Consider the following 18,570-nt stretch of genomic DNA (forward strand, 5'->3'; position numbering starts at 1 on the left):
AATTATCTCTGTAATATTTTTTAAAACCCATAGTTGACATTTTTACTGAATAAAATTATCCTTTTTGAGGTGACATTTTCACAGACTATTGACATAAAAAAATCGAACGTTTTTAAAAAGTAAACATCAAACGTTCGACTCCAAAACTTTTAGCTTTATATCCAGTTTTGAAAACTCCTGCATGGCTTCATCGTATATTTCTCTCAACGAGACGCCATATGTCCTGGAGGCAAGCCTGCAATCCTCATACTCGGGAGCCGCCTTGAATACTCCATCCCCATAGGCCACCTTGATACGGATATAGCCATATCGGGTGCTCACTTTTATCCATTGTCTTTGCAGCGTCTTTCTGAAAGCGCTGTAGCTTCTTACCCCCAGAGTGGTGGTCTCCCTCAGCAGTATATCCTCCAGCTTCTCCTGATCTTGCGGATGGCACAACACGCTCACTTTAACACCAGGGCGATTCTTCTTCATGTAAATCGGGGTATACCACACATCAAGGGCATTGTGCTGCAGCAGCAGCTCCATCAAAAAGCCCAAAAATTCGCCACTCATATCATCGATGTTTGTTTCGATAACCTTCACCTCCTCCCCAGGGGATTCTATTTTTTTAACGCCTCACCCCAGCACACCCTCAGGCAGTTGGGCACCTTGTAATCCCTTTTTCCCAATCCATACCCAATTTTCTCTATAACCATGGATGGAAAGTCAACAAACTCACTGCATAAAGCCGAAAGTATGGCAGCACCGGTGGGAGTGACCAGCTCGCCCTGAGCATTTTTGGAATAAACGGGTATACCTTTAAGCAGTTCCAGCGTGGCAGGAGCAGGGACTGGGAATATCCCGTGCTGGCACTTTACAAACCCCCCGCCTACATTTACAGGTGAAGCCATAATAATATCAGGCTTTAGCATATCTATGCAAATGGCAGTCCCAACGATATCGACGATAGAGTCCACCGCTCCAACTTCGTGAAAATGCACCTGGTCACAGGGAATACCATGGATCTTGCCTTCGGCCATGGCCAGCTTCTCGAATATCTTTAAAGCGGTATCCTTAACGCTCTGGGACAACGCGCTGTTTTCTATCAGCTCTTTTATTTCGCGGAAATTTCTCTGAACCCCTCCTCCATTGTGGGAATGAACATGGGTGTGGCTATGTACGTGGGAATGCTGGTGCACCTCATCGATTTCCATCTGTGAAAACTCTTCAGCAGCCTCTTCTTTGTGATGCACGTCATGAACATGCTGATTGTGGTTTACGCCATGACCTTTCTGATGGGAATGAAGAATTCTAACCGTCACATCCAATCCCGTAATCCCTTTTTTGACACTTCTTTTAATTTCGATGTCATACTCCTTCAGCCCCAGTTTATCAAGCTCGTTTAAAAAAGCCTGCTGATCCAATCCCAAATCCAGCAGTGCCCCCAATGTCATATCGCCGCTGATGCCAGAAAAACAATCAAAATACAGTATTTTCATCGGAATTCCTCCTTCTTTAAATTTACTCACCAGCTGTCATTCCAACTGCTCGTTTAAAGGCAGCGCAGTTTTATAAAACCCGTTTACAGATAAAATATACATTCACCATACTATCGTAAAAAGCCCCATAACCCCAAATCCTTTACTATTTTACAAATACAAACATTAAATAGCCAGAGGATATATAATGCAATCAGACAATACAAAAACACCGAGGAACCCCTCGGTATAATAAAATTTGCTATGATTGCTGTGCCAAGCGATTTATCAAGCTTGCCATGTATCCTGCCCCAAAGCCATTATCTATATTGACCACCGCCACTCCGCTTGCACAGCTATTAAGCATGGTCAACAATGCTGACAGCCCGCCAAAGTTGGCACCGTATCCCACGCTGGTAGGAACAGCGATGACGGGTTTGTCCACAAGGCCCCCTATCACGCTGGCCAGTGCTCCCTCCATGCCGGCCACCGCTATGACCACATTGGCCTCATTAAGCGTCTTGACATTTGCCAGCAGCCTATGCAGTCCTGCCACGCCAACATCATACACCCGTTCCACTTTATTGCCCAGAACTTCTGCCGTAATAGCCGCCTCCTCGGCCACGGGCAAATCCGACGTGCCCGCGCTTACAACGGCTATCTTGCCCTTTGAAACAGGCACTTCGCTTCTTTTCACCACAACGATTCTGGCTATCTCATGATACTCGGCATCGTAAGCCGCCTCTTTGATGGCCTGGTATACCTCCTGGCTTGCCCGGGTGGCAAGGATGTTTCTGTTGCCCCTGGCCATCATACGTTCCACAATGGCCTTTACATGTTCGGGCCTTTTGCCCTGGCAGTATATCACCTCGGGATAGCCATTGCGGAGCTGGCGGTGGTGATCCACCTTGGCAAAGCCAAGGTCTTCAAACGGCAGATATTTCAAGGCATCGATGGCCTGCTCCACGGTACATCGCCCTGCTTTGACATCCTCCAGTATGAACTTAAGGCGCTCAACATCCATAATTCTCCCTTCCCCTTTCAAAGTGGTGGCATCACAAAGCAGGTACTCAGCCACCCGCACAACAAAGCGATACAATCCTCATACGCCTGTGCTGTAGTTTGGCGCTTCCTTGGTGATATAGATATCATGGGGATGGCTTTCCCTGAGCCCGGCACTGGTAATCCTTATGAATTTTGCATTCTTTCTTAGCTCTTCAATGGTACGAGCACCGCAGTAGCCCATGCCAGCCCTCAGGCCACCCATCAGCTGATACACCGTATCGGCCAGCGGCCCTTTAAAGGGTACTCGTCCTTCAACGCCCTCGGGAACAAGCTTTTTAGCGTCTTCCTGGAAGTATCGATCTTTGCTGCCTGCAGCCATGGCGCCAAGGGAACCCATACCACGATAGACTTTAAAGCGCCTGCCCTGATAGAGCTCTGTCTCGCCGGGGCTTTCCTCGGTACCCGCCAAAAGGTTGCCCACCATAACCACACTGGCCCCCGCAGCTATGGCCTTCACGATATCCCCAGAATATTTAATACCTCCATCGGCAATGATGGGGATGCCGTATTTATCGGCTTCCTCCGCGCATTCCATTATGGCCGTGATCTGCGGAACCCCTACCCCCGCAACAACACGGGTGGTACAAATCGAACCAGGCCCTATGCCTACTTTGACGCAATCGGCACCCGCCTCTATCAGCTCGCGGGTAGCCTCAGCCGTTGCCACATTGCCGGCAATGACCTGCAGATCAGGGAACTTCTTCTTTATCTGCTTTACCATGTTGATGACTCCCACAGAGTGGCCATGGGCGGTATCCACCGTTATGACGTCCACCTTGGCAGCTACCAAAGCCTCTACCCGTTCCATGGTGTCACGCGCAATGCCGACGGCAGCGCCCACCAGAAGGCGCCCGTTTTTGTCCTTAGCGGAATTGGGATACTTAATGGCCTTTTCTATGTCCTTGATGGTTATCAAGCCCTTGAGCATTCCCTTTTCATCCACTATGGGCAGCTTCTCAATCTTGTATTTTCTCAGTATCTCCTTGGCTTGTTCAAGGGTTGTCCCCTCAGGAGCTGTGATCAGGTTTTCAGAGGTCATTACCTCGCGTATCCTCTTGGAAAAGTCGGTCTCGAAACGGATATCCCTGTTAGTAATGATTCCTACCAGTTTGCCGTTTTCAGTGATGGGAACGCCCGAAATGTGATATTTCTCCATGAGAGCCACAGCATCCGAGACCAAATGGTCTGGCGAAAGATAAAAGGGATCCACTATAACGCCGTGCTCGGAGCGCTTAACCTTATCCACTTGCTCGGCTTGTTCCTCTATGGACATATTCTTATGAATAATTCCTATGCCGCCCTCCCTGGCTATAGCAATGGCCATCCTGGCCTCTGTAACGGTGTCCATGGCCGCACTTGCAAGGGGAATATTAAGCGTGATAGTCTTGGTAAGCCTGGTTCTTAAGTCCACATCTTTAGGAAGAACCTCCGACCTTTGAGGAACCAGCAATACATCGTCAAACGTCAACCCTTCACCAATAATTTTATTACTAATGACCAACACTCCTTTCCCTTGAACTTGAGGTTTAAATACAGCCGATCATGTAATTGAAAGATAGTCTACCAAAAATGACGCTCCTCTGTCAACCCGCATTTTCCCGCAAACCTCATGGCTAAATTAAATGGCAACCAAAAACTCTTTTCATCCTTTCGATAATAACCTTGTGGTCCACCAGATAGAGCTCTTTAAGCCTGGCTTTTATGATCTTCTTCGATCATGTCATGCATTCTTCGTCAAACGGCAAATTTGCCCAGATACGCCGTAGGTAAAACCCAGATCATGTGATGCATTCGCGTGCGTAATAGAACAAATACTGCTGCGCAAAGCCTGCCAGATGGCCAAACTTTCGCCAGGCAAACTCCTTCACCTCCCTGTTGGTGCCACTACTCTCAGGGTAAAAACGCTGCATAACCTTTTTGATCCACACATCGACCGGGAAGGCCTCGGTCTTACCCATTGAAAACAGAAGAACGCAGTCAGCCACTTTAGGCCCGACCCCCGGGCAGGCCATAAGAGCTTTGTAAGCCTCTTGATAGGGCAGGCCAGTTATCTGTTCCAAGCGTATCTCACCGCTGCATACCATCTCGGCCGTTCTCTTTATGTAGTCCGCCCTGTAACCACACCCACAGGCCATGAGCTGTTCAACCGATGCGCCAGCCAAATCAACCGGAGCAGGAAAGGTATAGAATTCCCTTCCCCGCCAGCTTACCCTTCTTCCAAACCTGGCTGCCAGATTTTCAATGATACGCTTGATCCTTGGTATGTTGTTGTTAGCCGATATAATGAACGAGATCAGGGTCTCCCATGGGTCCTGATTTAAAATGCGTATCCCCCATCCATACTCCATTGCCTTCTCAAGCACAGGGTCGCAGGATAAAGCGGCTTTCACCTGGCCGTAATCCCTGTCCATGTCAAAATAGCGTCTCCAAAATGAGCAGTAATCCTCGATGGAGGCATTCTCCAGTAAAATATCCCCCTCATGACACGATACCCTTATTACCCTGTCACCTGCGACTCCCACATAACCGGTGCCATCCCAGTTCCACCTGAAAGCCTGCCCGCACTCAAAGATGTGTACAGGATAAAAATCGTCAACATCTTTCAGGAGTACACCTTCGCTTACCTGTATAATCTCCAACGCACTACCACCTTTTCATCGTCAATTTTCTCCAAAAATACAATTTACACTTTATCGCCGCTTTTATCAAGATGACGATAAAGTGTAAATTGTTACTCTTCCTTGGACAGCCTCTCATGTATGGCTTTGGCAGCCCTTTTACCCGCTCCCATGGCCAGGATAACGGTGGCAGCCCCCGTCACGGCATCGCCACCGGCATACACCCTGTCCTTGCTGGTGGCACATGTCTCCTCATCTACTATAATACCGCCCCATTTTTGAACCGCCAAGCCAGGGGTGGTGGAAGCTATGAGCGGATTGGGGCTTGTTCCTATCGCTATTATCACCGTATCCACATCCATCACGAACTCCGAACCCTCAATGGGTATGGGCCTTCTCCTGCCTGATTCGTCTGGCTCGCCCAGCTTCATCCTTATGCACTTAAGTCCTTTTACCCAGCCATCTTCACCCAGCACCTCGATGGGGTTGGTGAGCACATCGAATATTATTCCTTCTTCTTTGGCGTGATGTATCTCTTCCAGCCTGGCAGGCATCTCGGCTTCCGAGCGCCTATATACTATATGCACCTCATCGGCCCCCAGCCTCAAAGCGCTCCTGGCGGCGTCCATAGCCACGTTTCCTCCGCCTACCACCGCCACCTTTTTACCCCGCTTTATGGGAGTATGGCTGTTGGGAAAATCATAGGCCTTCATCAGATTTATCCGGGTCAAGAATTCGTTGGCAGAGTACACGCCGTTTAAGTTTTCACCCGGGATGCCCATGAACTTGGGCAGGCCGGCACCGCTGCCTATAAACACCGCTTTGTACCCTTCTTCCAGCAGCTCATCTATTGTAATGGATTTACCCACTATGACGTTGGTTAAAATTTTTACTCCCAGCTTTTTAAGCCCCTCTATTTCCCTCTTGACCAGAGACTTGGGAAGCCTGAACTCGGGTATACCGTATATCAAAACGCCGCCGGGCTCATGAAAAGCCTCGAATATGGTGACATCGTACCCCAGCTTTGCCAAGTCGGCAGCAGCCGTCAGGCCGGCAGGCCCTGCCCCCACTATGGCCACCTTTTTCCCGTTGGGCTTTACCTCTACCTCATCCTCTATGCCTTTCTCCATGCAGTAGTCGGCCACAAACCGCTCAAGCCTGCCTATGGCCACAGGCTGTCCACGCCTGCCAAGCACGCACCTCTGCTCGCACTGGGTCTCCTGGGGGCAAACCCTTCCACATATGGCAGGTAGGTTGTTGGTCTGACGTATGATCCTGAATGCTTCCTCAATGTTACCCTCCACTATAGCTGCAATGAACTGGGGAATCCTGACATTTACAGGGCAGCCTTCAACGCACATGGGCTTTTTGCACTGCAGACACCTTTTTGCCTCCTGCACGGCTTCTTCCAGGGTATAGCCCAAAGCCACTTCATCGAAATTCCTGCGCCTTACCTCGGGGTCCTGTTCCCGCATGGGTACTCTATTCAAGTTCACTGCCATGGCTTACAGCCCCTCCTTCTCCATCAATTTGCAGATGTGCTGCTCCTCTTCCCGGTACATACGCTGCCTCCTCATAGCCTCGTCGAAATCCACCAAGTGCCCATCAAAATCCGGACCGTCCACGCAAGCATAACGGACCTCACCGCCCACGGTGACGCGGCATCCTCCGCACATACCGGTACCGTCCACCATTATGGGATTCATGCTGACAACGGTGGGCACATTGTACTGCTTGGTAATCTCGGATACTACCTTCATCATAATGAGGGGGCCAATTGCGATTACCCTGTCATATACATTTCCCTGATCAAGCAATTCCTTCAAGACGTCGGATACAAACCCTTTGCGCCCGTATGAACCATCATCGGTGGTTATATACAAATTATTGCATATGCCCCTTATCTCTTTCTCCAGAATAAGGTATTCTTTGCTCCTGGCGCCTACAATCACGTCGACGGAAGTACCTTTTTCCCATAGATATTTTACCTGCGGGTACAAGGGCGCTACGCCCACCCCGCCGCCTATGCACAGCACGCGCTTTAAGCCATCCAGCTCAGACGCCCTGCCCAGCGGCCCTACAAAGTCCAGGATGCCATCGCCCTCATTCAGCTTGGCCAAAAGGCGGGTGGTCAACCCAACTTCCTGAAAGATGATGGTAACCCATCCCTCCTGCCTGTCGTAATCGGCTATGGTCAAGGGGATCCTCTCCCCTCCCTCCTTCACGCGCAGAATTATGAACTGCCCGGGCATCGCCCTTCGGGCTACAAACGGCGCCATGACTTTCATAAGCCATATCCCCGGAGCCAGCTTTTCCTTCCGTAAAATCCTGTACATCCATCCTTCCCCCTTTTATTGGTTTATTGCTCCTTTAAACGACCAGATTTCGTGCCGTGACGTTTACAGCGATCACGTTTATACCAGTCAATCTATCCACATCCTTTGCCACCGCCGACTGTACCTCTTCCAGCACCACATGTATTCTATAGCCATACTTCACCGCCAAATCGATGTATATTATCAACCCGTCATCCCTGCTGGTAAGGCTGGTATTCAAAACTCTTGCTACCCCTTCCACCTTTTGAGCATTATACGCTACAATGGACTCAATTGCCGTGTCGGCAATGTAGAACCTGCCCATATAGCTGTAAGTAGGGCGCACCACCGTCTTCTCCACCGCTTCCACCTTCTTGCCCTTACCGGCGATCCTGAATATCTTCAGGGGGTCAATGAAATAGCCCGAGAAATCCTTGCGTATCTCGAACGTCGGTACCGGGATGACGTGCTTGCCCTGTTCATACCGGTATTTTTGCGCCAGCCTGATTTCCTGGCTGGTTGAAATTTCCTCAATCCTTATGACCTCGTGAACAGGTGGCAACTCCAAGCGTTTAATTATCCTGTCTATCATCCTCATGGACGTACCAAGGATTAAGATAGAATCAGGCATAACAGCTCTGATAGCCTCTTTTACCTGCTTTGCATGCTCCTCATCCATAAAAAGAGCTCTCCTGACAGCTGCTATCCTCGTGGACTCCTTTTTGGCAGAAATGCCGGCAACTATCTTATTGCGCTTTATAAACAGGCCATCGTCGATTATATACTCAATTCCTTTTTTGCTGGCCAGGGTAAGGGCCTTATAGCTCTTACCCGTGCCACTTGGGCCTATCAAGGCGTAAACCTTCAAGGCTTGCCTCCCCTTAATCTCATATTCGCGCCACACCGGATTGTCTGGCAGCCTGCGCCACAGCCTGGGCTACGGTCTGCCCCACCCGTTTATCAAAGGGAGCTGGTATTATATATTCCTCGTTGAGCTCATCATCGCTTACCAACGACGCTATGGCATATGCCGCCGCTATCTTCATCTCATCGTTTATATCCCTTGCCCTCACGTCAAGAGCCCCTCTGAAAATGCCAGGGAAAGCCAGCACATTGTTTATCTGATTTGCAAAATCCGAGCGCCCTGTTCCTACTACCCTGGCCCCTGCCTCCTTGGCTTCATCCGGCATTATCTCGGGCACCGGATTGGCCATAGCAAAGACTATGGGGTCCCTGGCCATGGATTTAACCATTTCTTTTGTAAGCATGCCAGCGGCCGACAGGCCGATAAAGACGTCAGCTCCTGCGATCACATCCTTCAGGCTTCCCCTTTTCCGCTCGGGGTTTGTGTGCTTTGCCATCTCGGCCTTTTCGGCATTCAAGCCCTCCCGGCCCTCATAAATAGCACCCATCCTGTCACACAGTATGACGTTTTTAAGCCCTACAGCCATCAACAGCCTGGTAACGGCAATCCCCGCTGCACCAGCGCCGTTTACCACCACCGATATATCCTTCATGTCCTTGCCTACTATCTTGAGAGCATTGATCAGAGCAGCAAGGGTCACCACCGCAGTGCCGTGCTGGTCATCGTGAAACACGGGAATATCGCACTCAGTTTTAAGCCTTCTTTCTATCTCAAAACACCTAGGCGCCGATATGTCCTCCAGGTTTATACCTCCAAAGCTTCCGGATATGAGCTTTATGGTGTTTACGATCTCGTCTACGTCTTTTGACCTTATGCATATGGGAAAGGCATCCACATCGGCAAACAGCTTAAACAGCACGCACTTTCCTTCCATAACCGGCATGCCAGCCTCGGGCCCTATATCGCCCAGTCCCAGCACTGCCGACCCGTCGGTCACTACAGCCACCAGGTTCCATCTCCGGGTATATTCATACGAAAGGTTGACGTCCTTTTGTATGGCCAGACAGGGCTGTGCAACCCCTGGCGTATAAGCCAATGACAAGTCCTTCTTGTCTTTGATGGATACCCTGCTTACGACTTCTATCTTGCCCTTCCACTGCCTGTGGAGCTCCAGGGCTTCCTGCTGTATCGCCATACAACTATTCCCCTTTCTTACATGCTTAAAGCACTCAATATGGCCCTCGCTCACATCTTATGCCTGATTTTACATTACAACAATGCTGATTTTATTAACACAATTCACCCCGTCTGCTCCCTATGACTTTCAAATAAAGTGCTGAAGGCCCAAATTAAAAGGCGTCAACGAAGACCAATTGCTCTGCAAAAATTATTTATCTCTGGCGTTATAATATTCACAGTATTCGGCCAGAAAACACTCATGGCATTTGGGCTTTCGGGCGGTGCACACCCTTCTCCCATGGCGTATGAGCCAGTGATGGGCCCTCGACCACTTGTCCTTGGGTATATTCTCCATAAGCTGCATCTCGGTATCCCTTACGTTTGCAGCATGCGCCAGTCCCAGCCTGTTAGCCACACGAAACACGTGGGTGTCAACCGCAATGGCATCCACGCCAAAGGCATTGCTGGCCACAACATTTGCCGTCTTTCTGCCCACTCCTGGAAGAGTCTGAAGTTCCTCAATATCCTGTGGAACTTGTCCACCGTATTTATCGAGTATGATTTGGCTTGTCTTGATTATATTCCTGCTTTTGGTTTTATAGAAGCCACAACTGTAAATTTCCTTCTCCAGCTCTTCCGGCGACAGTCGCGCAAAATCCTCCGGTCCCGGGTATTTTGCAAAAAGCGTAGATGTAACTTTATTTACCTGCCTATCGGTGCTCTGGGCCGAAAGCATAGTAGCCACCAGAAGCTGAAATGGGGTTTTATATTTGAGCTCTGTAGTGGCTCCTTTATAATGTTTTTCCAGTTCATCCAGGATTTTTTGGTATCTTTCCCTGTCCGTCAACAGAGCTCTTTTCTCCTTCCTTCAAACAGATTATCTTTGCATATTATACAATAAACGCTGCAATTTACTCAAGCAGGATATATATAAAAATCTATAAGCAAATACCTGTGCCGCCCATATCAAGCCTTTACAGGCCATATGGGCGGCATACCATGAACTAATTCACTATAACCACCGGTTTTATAAGGCATAGAAAACGACAGCCAATTACGCCCATTTTCTATGCCTTTTATAAAATATTCAACCAAACTCGGTAAGTTTTCCTCTGATTCCGTTATAAATCCTCTCACTAGTTAAGTCCTTTCTTTACAGGCCTCCACAAAGGCGATGACATTCTCTATAGGGACATCGGGTTCCAGCACATGTGTAGGCTCAAGGATTAAAGCTCCGTCATATCCTAAGGTCCTTTTTCGTTCCCTTACCACTCTTTTTACTTCATCTGGCGTTCCAAAAGGCATGGTGCTCTGAGTTCCAACCGTGCCTTTGAGAACCAAGTACTCCCCGTATTTTCGCTTTACCTCAATCGGATCCATGCACTCAGGCTGAATAGGATTCAAAATGGTAACTCCAATCTCAATAAGCTCGGGTATAATATCCATAATATTTCCATCGCTATGATAATCCACCTGTATATCAGGTTTTATATCCTTTGCAGCTTTTATCACTTTGGCCCATCTGGGCTTCAAAAATCTTCTCCAGTGTTCAATCGAAAACATAAGCGTCCTTTCATTGGCCACATCGTCGCCTATGGTCAGCCAATCTACCCCGGCCTTTGCCGCAGCTTGAGCAACTCTCACGTTCCGCTCACAAATCTTATCCAGTATGAATTCACATATCTCGGGATTAAGGAGCATATCCACGAGAAACTGCTCGTATCCCCGGATCTGCCAAGCAACCTCATAGATATGCCCCACCCAGCAGATAACAGGTTGATTGTTTTCATGAGCTATCTTAACCTGTTCTGCCATATGGCAATCCGTCCAACCCTCTACATTTGGATATGGAAAATCTTCTATTTCCCTAAGAGTTTTTGCGTTTCTCAAAGGACTGACATATCTAGTGAAATGATACAGACTTCCCGGTATCTCCAGTACACCAATATCGTTGATAAACGCATTGGTGGAATATCCATATCCTCGTAATACTTAGAAAAATCGGGCTTTTTAAAATCCTCAGGGGGCTTTAAGGCCACATACGCAACACGAGGCATATCAAAATTTTCTACAAAGCTGTCCTGTGGCTTTAAGCCCAGATGTTGGCGAAGGCGCCTTTCCAAATCCGGAGTACAATGGAAGAAAAAAAGGTATTCATCATGTGGAATATGCTCCACTATCGCCTTAAACAATTCCAAACTATTCACAATGCTCCCCTTTCTATGCAACCCTTTTAAAATTATTGGGTTTCTAAGCCATAGTTTAATTGTAAGTGAAAACCTTGGCCAAGCAAATCTATCCTTCCAGAGCCACCGATATCATAGCATAGCAAAGTACTTTTCATCCGGCACATACTCCGGGATGCTGTTGCCTGTCCCCAGCGCGTAACCGCCTGTGTTTTTTGTCCTTTCCAGCATGGCCCTGCAGCGCTGCTTGATCTCATCGATCGAAGCCCTACACACAAAATCCACATCAATACCACCAAGAATGGCTATTCTTCCACCCCAGCGATCATATGCCTCCTCCACTGGCATGATGGCATCCTCAAAGGAATGCTTTGCATCATATTCCATATCTTCAATACCAAGATAACTTATGGATATAGAGACCTGCCGAAAAGCTTTGCAGCGCACTACCTCTGTTCTCAACACAAAACTCATACATTCTCTATCTGTCACCTGACAACACACAGACTCATCAGCTGTTTTCTGCCAAAACTATTTTACCATATTTTATTAGGCAATTCATCTTTCTCATCCTCAGAAAAACAAATTGACAGAAGCGATAAAACGCATCAAAATCCTTGCAATAAAATTCTCATGCGGTGCATATAAATTTACTGAACTTACCTGTCCTACGTGATTTATTAATGTCAAAAATCAAGGGGTTTACAGATAGGAGGTGGCAAGGTGAAACTCTATTACCGCAATGACTATATAGTGCGGTTTAAAAACGGTGACTTATGGCACTTTTTCTCTCAAAAAGGAAAGGGTATATACTTCCGCTGCATGGAAAAAAGCCGAAATTGGGGAAATGAGACAGAGCTTGTAGCAAACGCCCACGAGTACTTTTCCGTGTCGATCGACAGCCATGACCACCTGCACCTGATATACCAGGACCATAACGGAGAAATAGTATACATGGAGTATAACGGGAATACGTGGAACAAACAGTTGCTTCATCAATACGATACTTCATCGTACATAGTGCAATTTCCTACCATTATTGTTCTCAACGAGCAGGTTCACGCCATTTTTGCTGTGGGCACAATCCCCTCTACCGGCCTTTGGAGCCTTTATCATTGCTATAACAACGGCAACGGCTGGATTAAAGGCGAGATAACCAGGTATGCGGATGGAAAACAGACCAGCCCCTTTTACCTTGACTATGACCAAAGAAACATTCACATGATTTACCGCAGCCTGTACCGCAACCATCACAGATTATTTTACTGCCATTTTGATGGCGCCCGTAATCGATGGAGCATGCCCGAGAGCTTAAGCCGCAACCTGACCGACTGCAACATGCCCAGCATCCTCGTCAAAAACAACAGGCTTCATCTTGCATGGACGTCAATAAAAAATTCCAACCTGCAGGTTATGTACCGAAACTGGAACCTGAATTCATACTTCAAAACTGGCTTGGAAAAAGAGGTGCTTTTGTCCAGTGAAGAATCGAACTGTTCGGATCCACAGCTCTTCTGGGCAGATAACCAGTTATGGTGCATGTGGTATCAAAACGACGATATATACTGCTGCTCATCCCTCGACGACGGCGTGACCTGGACCCAAGCGAAATCCCTGGAATGGTCGCATATCGGCAGCTGTTACTGCATAAAATATTCCAGCAACTATCCCGAAGACCAGTCCAACCTTAAAGTGCGTCGAATATTTGCAAACCTAGACAACGGCCTGGAAATTCCCATACCGGGAGAATGCAAGGGCCTTCCCGAAGCCATACATAGTGTAAAGATAGAGGATTTGCCTTCGAAACCAACCATGGACCAACCGCATTTTGAACATCCTGGTTCATTTCAGCAGGTAAATGCACCTTCTGCACCTTTAAAACAAAACAGCGCCGCTTCTGAGCTGCTCGCATCCAAAGATGCACCCTACAGCTCATCAGAAAAAGCAGCACAGGGAGATGCATCCCCCACACCGCCAACCTCCAATCAGGAAATGCACGATTTAAAACCAGCCGACGGCGGGCATGCTTCCGAAAGCGTGCATTCAACCAACGCAAATTCCACAACCCGTGATACAGCTTTGCATGCCACAGACTACGTGGCAGATAAAGAGCAAAGTACACCACAGCCAAACACACAACAGCCGGAGACTGAATTAAAAGAAGCACCCATAAAGTCAGATAATATAAGGCAAGAGTGCCATCACCCTTATGAAAAAGCAGGGCAATTACCTGCCAACCAGACCATACCCGACAATGTCGTAAATCGCGTACTGGCCTTGATACAGGAGATGAACAAGGTCAATGGCCTGAGAGCAAGATTTCAGGCTCTCATTGCCAAAAACCAACCAGAACAGGACAGCACGTACTACCTTTTCCAGCTTGATGCCCTCTTGAATTCCTGGATCAAAAAAGCCGAGGGAATCCAGGCTCAAAACCAGACCATCATGAGGGAAATCGAAGCGCTGCGAAGGCGTTCCATAGAAAATCAGCGGCAATGGGAAATCCTCCTGGAAGAATTTGAGGAAATAAAAGACCTACTAGAAAAAAACTTGAGAAGGGGTTTTTTAAGAAAAATCATAGGCTAATCCAACAATCATCCAATACAAAACAACACAGCTATTGGCCACAAAAATTATATTTCCCAATAAATGCATTTAGCAAAATTACTGCCACAAAAACCGGAATATCAGTGAAATATATTCTTCTGTCTTGGAGAATGATATACTTCTAAAGGAAGGAGAACTCAATTATGGTGATATACATGGACAACGCAGCCACTTCATGGCCAAAGCCCAAATCAGTCTACAGGGCCGTTCTAAATTGCATGAAGAGATATGGAGCCAACCCTGGCCGTTCGGGGCATAAGATGGCTATAGAAGCGGGAAAAATACTACTACATACCCGTAAAATGCTGTGTCAGCTCTTTTCGATAGATAACCCATTTCAAATGATATTTACCCTGAATGCTACCGAAAGCCTGAACCTGGCCATCAAAGGGTGTACAAAGCCAGGCGACCATATCATCACCACCTCCATGGAGCACAACTCGGTAGTGCGCCCGCTCAAAGAGCTCGAAAAGTATGATATAAAAACCACCTACGTAAAAGCCGATAGCCAGGGACGAATCGATCCTCACGACATAAAAAAGGCTATTCGAACCAATACACGGCTCATCGTCACCACCCATGCCTCCAACGTGACCGGGACCCTTGTACCCATAGACGAAATAGGCAAAATCGCAAGGGAATACGGCATACTCTACCTAGTAGATGCAGCGCAAACCGCCGGAATCATACCCATCGACCTTTCAAAATTGCCTGTGGACATGATGGCCATGGCGGGACACAAAGGGCTACTTGGCCCTCAAGGGACCGGCGTGCTTTACATCGCCCCCCATGTAAAGTTAAAGCCGTTAAAGGAAGGGGGTACAGGAAGCCAATCGGAAAACCTTTATCAACCCGAATTTGCCCCCGACAGGTATGAAGCCGGAACGCAAAACACTCCTGGAATTGCCGGCCTTGGAGCGGGAATTAGCTACATACTCCAACAGGGCCAAAAAAAGCTGCTTTCCCACATCATCAGGCTCGAGAAGTTCTTTTTAGAGGCTGTATCCCATATTCCCGGTATAAAGATCTACGGCCCCACAAACATGGATGAACGAATCGGTGCGATTTCAATAAATATAAAGGATTTTGACTCGGCATACATCGCCAACTTATTGGATGAAAGGTATAACATCGCAACTCGCGGTGCCATTCACTGCGCTCCTTTGGCCCATCAAACTATAGGCACCTTAAAGCAAGGAACCGTACGCTTCAGCCCCGGCATTTTCAATACCATGGACGAAGTCAAGGAATGCATAAGAGCGCTGGAGCAGCTCAGCCACCTCAAATAGCATTAAAGAAAAACCCCTGCAAGTTGACGCTCTGCAAGGGTTTCTCTATCTATTGGCCGAGTATGCTCTTGACATCCACCAGCCCTCTGCCCTGGGCATATATATTCTTATCTATACTTCTTGCGTATTTCATGATCAGCGCCTTTACCTCATCCGGCGTGTACTCGGGATGTGCCTCAAAGATAAGGGCTGCTATGCCGGCTACTATCGGCGCTGCCACCGACGTCCCAGACATGGTAGTGTACGCCTTCTCCAATGAATAAAGCTTTGGTCCACCGGTATAGTCGCGGTCGGTGTTTAAAGATACCACATTCACTCCGGGCGCCACCACGTCGGGCTTGGGTATGTTGCCATGGGCTGGTCCGCGACTTGAAAACTCTGCAACCACATCATCGCTTATATCAACGGTTCGCTTATCATCGACCGCTCCTACCGTTACAATGCTTGGGCTTATACCCGGGGTGGTGATAGTTCCTTTCTTTGGACCAGAGTTGCCCGCCGCAGCCGTCACAAAAATGCCCTGTTTCCAGAGCTGGTTGACAGCCACCACAAGAGGATCATTCCTTATAGCTCCGGAAGGTTTGGAGCCGAGCGATAGGCACACCACCCTTATATTGTATTCCTTCCAGTGATCTGCCACCCATTGCATTCCAGCGACTATCTTTGAAGCGCTGCCCTCCCCATCCCTGTTCATAACTTTAACCGCGATTACGTTGGCCTCTGGAGCCACCCCTGCATACTTTCCTCCCGATGAATAGCCGTTCCCGGCCGCCACCCCTGCAACAAAGGTGCCATGCCCGTTATCGTCGTAAGGGTCCTTTTTGTCATTCACAAAATCCTTAAAGGCAATGATCCTATTTTTGGGCCTTATCAGATCAGGGTGAGGATAAACACCGGTATCAAGTATGGCAATTCCTATGCCTTTTCCAGTATACCCCTTTAGGTTGACATCCCTGGCACCCACCTCTTGTGTGGCTATATTTAAAAGAGAATTTATATCCACATCGTCAGAAATATATCTTATGGACTCTATCTCTACAATTCTCTCAAGCATGGACCTAGGAATCTCAACCGCATAAGCATTGATAAGCGGAAACTCATACACTATCGTTACGCCCATCTTCTGTAAGCATTCCTTGCAAACAGAGGCCTGCTCCTCTTTAGAAAATATAATAGCCGAAAGCCTACTGTCTGAATTTAAGGTTTGAACTTTCTTGATAAGCCTACGATCAATTTTCTCCTCAGCTCTAGTTACTCGATCTAAAAAAGGAAATAGCAACATTCCGAATAGAATGTTCAATATTTCGCCCCCTTTACTTGCATTTGGTATATCTTATGTATACCGTCAGCAAGTTGTTAAGGGGTACAGAAAAAGTTTATCAATTAGCGGCCTTGCAACTCCCTAAGAAGTCTATCCAGCTTCCTCCTCTGTTGTGGCTCCAGCACAGGCATAATAGCCTTTATCATACCTTCGGCCTTTTCTCGTGTAATTCCCCCTTTGCCCGATTTGATCATGGCAGCCAGCTCACGTATCATCTCATCCTCCGATTTCCCCTGCATGCTTTGAACCATCTGCAACAATCTTCTTATGTCCTGATTTCCCATATTCATAACAACACCACCTCTAAATCATTTTAATGTTGTTATAATACATAATTATTCAAAATCTCAAATATTGCTACTCCAAACCAATGCACATTTTATAGATAGCAGCATATTATGGGTAAAGAAAGCATCAAGGGTGGTGAGCGACTTATGTCACAAGAAGTGCTCAAAGGCAGTTTCAAAGGTACCAATGTGCTGTTTTTCTTCATGATACTGACGCTTATATGGGATGTACATTTTGAGATAAATCACCTGTTTTTCTTCTTTATATTTCTGGTATTGACATCTGCGGTATAGAACCGTGCAAAAAGCAAGGAGGAATTCTATGGAGAACAAATACCCTTTTACCCCGGTACCCTCAAGACAAACAGCCCATAAAATGGGGCAACCATACCTCAGTGCTCCGCAGGAACGGCCATCTGTCGCTGCCAAACCGACACCGCTTGCACCAACAAATTCAGCTACCAGAAACTTACCAAATGTACCAAAAAAAATCCCTGGTTTCTTGACCCCTCCCATAAATCCGCTGCCGCTGTTCCTTCTTTTCATCACAATCAAAGTACTGGCTTCAGAAATACATAGCGGCAACAAGGGTAGATTTTCAATAAACCTGTGGAACTCCATCAGCCAGGCGGTGTACAATCCCGAAACAATAAACATGCTGATGGCCGTAAGCCCTTACTTGGATGTACCAGAGCAGGAAGGGATATATACCATTATAGGCATACTGGAAGCCATCCAAGTACTCAAAGGACTTCGAGAAGGAAGTTATCAGGCGCAGCGCATGCAGCAAATACCTGTCCTGGGACTGGAAAATGAAAACAAGGGATTGGGGATCATCAAGGCCCTAAGAGACTACATGCCTGAAAATAGCCGTCCCACCATTGACAGGGCTATACAGATCCACGAATCGATCGAAAAGCTCTCCAATAACATAAAAATATACAGAAACAACCTGAAAATTGCAGGCAATCGCAAGCCAAACCCCATAGAGGAATTGGGCGAAATCATAAAGGTTGTAAAACCCATAATCCCTGATGAACAGCAAAGCAAACTGAATAAACTGCAAAAGCTCATTCAGGTTGCTCAAGTAATGGATTTGGACGAGGTCATAAAAAACAGGAATTCAACCCTTCAGTCCAGAAACAATGATTCACAAAAAGATAAATTTAAAACAGAAGACGAGGTTATTATAGACAAAGCCATGCAGCACAAGGACAACATCTATCCCAGGGAACAAAAAAGCACGGCTCACAGCGATGACCATCAAACCGCATCAAATAATGACCAGAATCAATCCCTTGAAATGCTGCTCAGGTTGATGCAGCTCCTATTGCAGCCTTCCAACACAAAAACGGAATGAAAAAAGGGCCCTTGCTAT

Annotated in this window: 19 protein-coding genes; 4 read left to right on the forward strand and 15 right to left on the reverse strand. The window is 47.4% G+C overall.

Annotated features, from left to right (window positions below):
• Nucleotides 1-126: 126 nt before the first annotated feature.
• The 13 genes from larC to BM241_RS04420 form a co-directional block, all read right to left on the reverse strand.
• On the reverse strand, nucleotides 127-585 hold the full coding sequence (gene larC / locus BM241_RS12905; protein WP_051456356.1) for a nickel pincer cofactor biosynthesis protein LarC2: 459 nt from the start codon (nucleotides 583-585) through the stop codon (nucleotides 127-129).
• A gap of 17 nt (nucleotides 586-602) precedes the next feature.
• Entirely contained in the window at nucleotides 603-1,481 is an 879-nt protein-coding gene (locus tag BM241_RS12910) for a nickel pincer cofactor biosynthesis protein LarC (RefSeq protein ID WP_278292100.1), read from the reverse strand.
• Nucleotides 1,482-1,722: 241 nt separating this feature from the next.
• A complete protein-coding gene (gene larB / locus BM241_RS04370) occupies nucleotides 1,723-2,484 on the reverse strand; it encodes a nickel pincer cofactor biosynthesis protein LarB (RefSeq protein ID WP_092282164.1) in 762 nt (253 codons plus the stop codon).
• Nucleotides 2,485-2,562: 78 nt separating this feature from the next.
• Entirely contained in the window at nucleotides 2,563-4,020 is a 1,458-nt protein-coding gene (gene guaB / locus BM241_RS04375) for an IMP dehydrogenase (RefSeq protein ID WP_025747505.1), read from the reverse strand.
• Nucleotides 4,021-4,303: 283 nt separating this feature from the next.
• Nucleotides 4,304-5,164, reverse strand: coding sequence for a DNA-3-methyladenine glycosylase family protein (locus tag BM241_RS04380; protein ID WP_092282112.1), 861 nt, complete (start codon nucleotides 5,162-5,164; stop codon nucleotides 4,304-4,306).
• Between the two features lie 92 nt (nucleotides 5,165-5,256).
• Nucleotides 5,257-6,639: an NADPH-dependent glutamate synthase gene (gltA, locus tag BM241_RS04385; protein ID WP_394328173.1), complete on the reverse strand. Its 1,383-nt coding sequence runs from the start codon at nucleotides 6,637-6,639 to the stop codon at nucleotides 5,257-5,259.
• A 9-nt stretch (nucleotides 6,640-6,648) separates the two neighbouring features.
• Nucleotides 6,649-7,479: a sulfide/dihydroorotate dehydrogenase-like FAD/NAD-binding protein gene (locus BM241_RS04390; RefSeq protein WP_092282113.1), complete on the reverse strand. Its 831-nt coding sequence runs from the start codon at nucleotides 7,477-7,479 to the stop codon at nucleotides 6,649-6,651.
• A 34-nt stretch (nucleotides 7,480-7,513) separates the two neighbouring features.
• On the reverse strand, nucleotides 7,514-8,326 hold the full coding sequence (locus tag BM241_RS04395; protein ID WP_092282114.1) for an Asp23/Gls24 family envelope stress response protein: 813 nt from the start codon (nucleotides 8,324-8,326) through the stop codon (nucleotides 7,514-7,516).
• 19 nt (nucleotides 8,327-8,345) lie between these two features.
• Nucleotides 8,346-9,518, reverse strand: coding sequence for an NAD(P)-dependent malic enzyme (locus BM241_RS04400; protein ID WP_092282115.1), 1,173 nt, complete (start codon nucleotides 9,516-9,518; stop codon nucleotides 8,346-8,348).
• A 192-nt stretch (nucleotides 9,519-9,710) separates the two neighbouring features.
• Nucleotides 9,711-10,349 carry an endonuclease III gene (nth, locus tag BM241_RS04405; protein WP_025747510.1) on the reverse strand — a complete coding sequence of 213 codons (639 nt, stop codon included), beginning with the start codon at nucleotides 10,347-10,349 and terminating at the stop codon, nucleotides 9,711-9,713.
• Between the two features lie 293 nt (nucleotides 10,350-10,642).
• On the reverse strand, nucleotides 10,643-11,317 hold the full coding sequence (locus tag BM241_RS04410; RefSeq protein WP_242948246.1) for a uroporphyrinogen decarboxylase family protein: 675 nt from the start codon (nucleotides 11,315-11,317) through the stop codon (nucleotides 10,643-10,645).
• 71 nt (nucleotides 11,318-11,388) lie between these two features.
• Entirely contained in the window at nucleotides 11,389-11,709 is a 321-nt protein-coding gene (locus BM241_RS04415) for a hypothetical protein (RefSeq protein WP_092282117.1), read from the reverse strand.
• Nucleotides 11,710-11,820: 111 nt separating this feature from the next.
• Nucleotides 11,821-12,153 carry a uroporphyrinogen decarboxylase family protein gene (locus BM241_RS04420; RefSeq protein ID WP_177206091.1) on the reverse strand — a complete coding sequence of 111 codons (333 nt, stop codon included), beginning with the start codon at nucleotides 12,151-12,153 and terminating at the stop codon, nucleotides 11,821-11,823.
• Nucleotides 12,154-12,411: 258 nt separating this feature from the next.
• Between BM241_RS04420 and BM241_RS04425 the strand changes: the two genes are divergently transcribed.
• Together BM241_RS04425 and BM241_RS04430 are read left to right on the forward strand one after the other, a co-directional pair.
• Nucleotides 12,412-14,274: a hypothetical protein gene (locus BM241_RS04425; protein ID WP_092282119.1), complete on the forward strand. Its 1,863-nt coding sequence runs from the start codon at nucleotides 12,412-12,414 to the stop codon at nucleotides 14,272-14,274.
• A gap of 167 nt (nucleotides 14,275-14,441) precedes the next feature.
• Nucleotides 14,442-15,584 carry an aminotransferase class V-fold PLP-dependent enzyme gene (locus tag BM241_RS04430; protein ID WP_092282165.1) on the forward strand — a complete coding sequence of 381 codons (1,143 nt, stop codon included), beginning with the start codon at nucleotides 14,442-14,444 and terminating at the stop codon, nucleotides 15,582-15,584.
• 49 nt (nucleotides 15,585-15,633) lie between these two features.
• On the opposite strand, the gene BM241_RS04435 is transcribed toward BM241_RS04430, so the two are convergent.
• Both BM241_RS04435 and BM241_RS04440 read right to left on the reverse strand, forming a co-directional pair.
• Entirely contained in the window at nucleotides 15,634-16,884 is a 1,251-nt protein-coding gene (locus tag BM241_RS04435; protein WP_207648965.1) for a S8 family peptidase, read from the reverse strand.
• Nucleotides 16,885-16,967: 83 nt separating this feature from the next.
• A complete protein-coding gene (locus BM241_RS04440) occupies nucleotides 16,968-17,195 on the reverse strand; it encodes a hypothetical protein (RefSeq protein ID WP_025747515.1) in 228 nt (75 codons plus the stop codon).
• 144 nt (nucleotides 17,196-17,339) lie between these two features.
• Here BM241_RS04440 and BM241_RS12385 point away from each other — a divergent pair, with 144 nt between their 5' ends.
• Both BM241_RS12385 and BM241_RS04445 read left to right on the forward strand, forming a co-directional pair.
• Entirely contained in the window at nucleotides 17,340-17,486 is a 147-nt protein-coding gene (locus tag BM241_RS12385; RefSeq protein WP_156925077.1) for a hypothetical protein, read from the forward strand.
• A 28-nt stretch (nucleotides 17,487-17,514) separates the two neighbouring features.
• The gene (locus BM241_RS04445; RefSeq protein ID WP_092282121.1) at nucleotides 17,515-18,552 is read left to right on the forward strand and encodes a hypothetical protein; all 1,038 of its coding nucleotides are present in this window, start codon (nucleotides 17,515-17,517) and stop codon (nucleotides 18,550-18,552) included.
• The last annotated feature ends 18 nt before the right edge of the window (nucleotides 18,553-18,570 follow it).

Origin of the sequence: Caldicoprobacter faecalis, from assembly GCF_900115765.1 — a bacterium.
Lineage (GTDB): Bacteria > Bacillota > Clostridia > Caldicoprobacterales > Caldicoprobacteraceae > Caldicoprobacter > Caldicoprobacter oshimai.

Bases quoted from the DNA above. Each gene is read 5' to 3' on its own strand.
- BM241_RS04440 (WP_025747515.1), bottom strand. From the start codon at position 17,195: ATGAATATGGGAAATCAGGACATAAGAAGATTGTTGCAGATGGTTCAA.
- BM241_RS12910 (WP_278292100.1), bottom strand. From the start codon at position 1,481: ATGAAAATACTGTATTTTGATTGTTTTTCTGGCATCAGCGGCGATATG.
- larB (WP_092282164.1), bottom strand. From the start codon at position 2,484: ATGGATGTTGAGCGCCTTAAGTTCATACTGGAGGATGTCAAAGCAGGG.
- BM241_RS04445 (WP_092282121.1), top strand. From the start codon at position 17,515: ATGGAGAACAAATACCCTTTTACCCCGGTACCCTCAAGACAAACAGCC.
- BM241_RS12385 (WP_156925077.1), top strand. From the start codon at position 17,340: ATGTCACAAGAAGTGCTCAAAGGCAGTTTCAAAGGTACCAATGTGCTG.
- BM241_RS04410 (WP_242948246.1), bottom strand. From the start codon at position 11,317: ATGGCAGAACAGGTTAAGATAGCTCATGAAAACAATCAACCTGTTATC.
- BM241_RS04390 (WP_092282113.1), bottom strand. From the start codon at position 7,479: ATGTACAGGATTTTACGGAAGGAAAAGCTGGCTCCGGGGATATGGCTT.
- BM241_RS04400 (WP_092282115.1), bottom strand. From the start codon at position 9,518: ATGGCGATACAGCAGGAAGCCCTGGAGCTCCACAGGCAGTGGAAGGGC.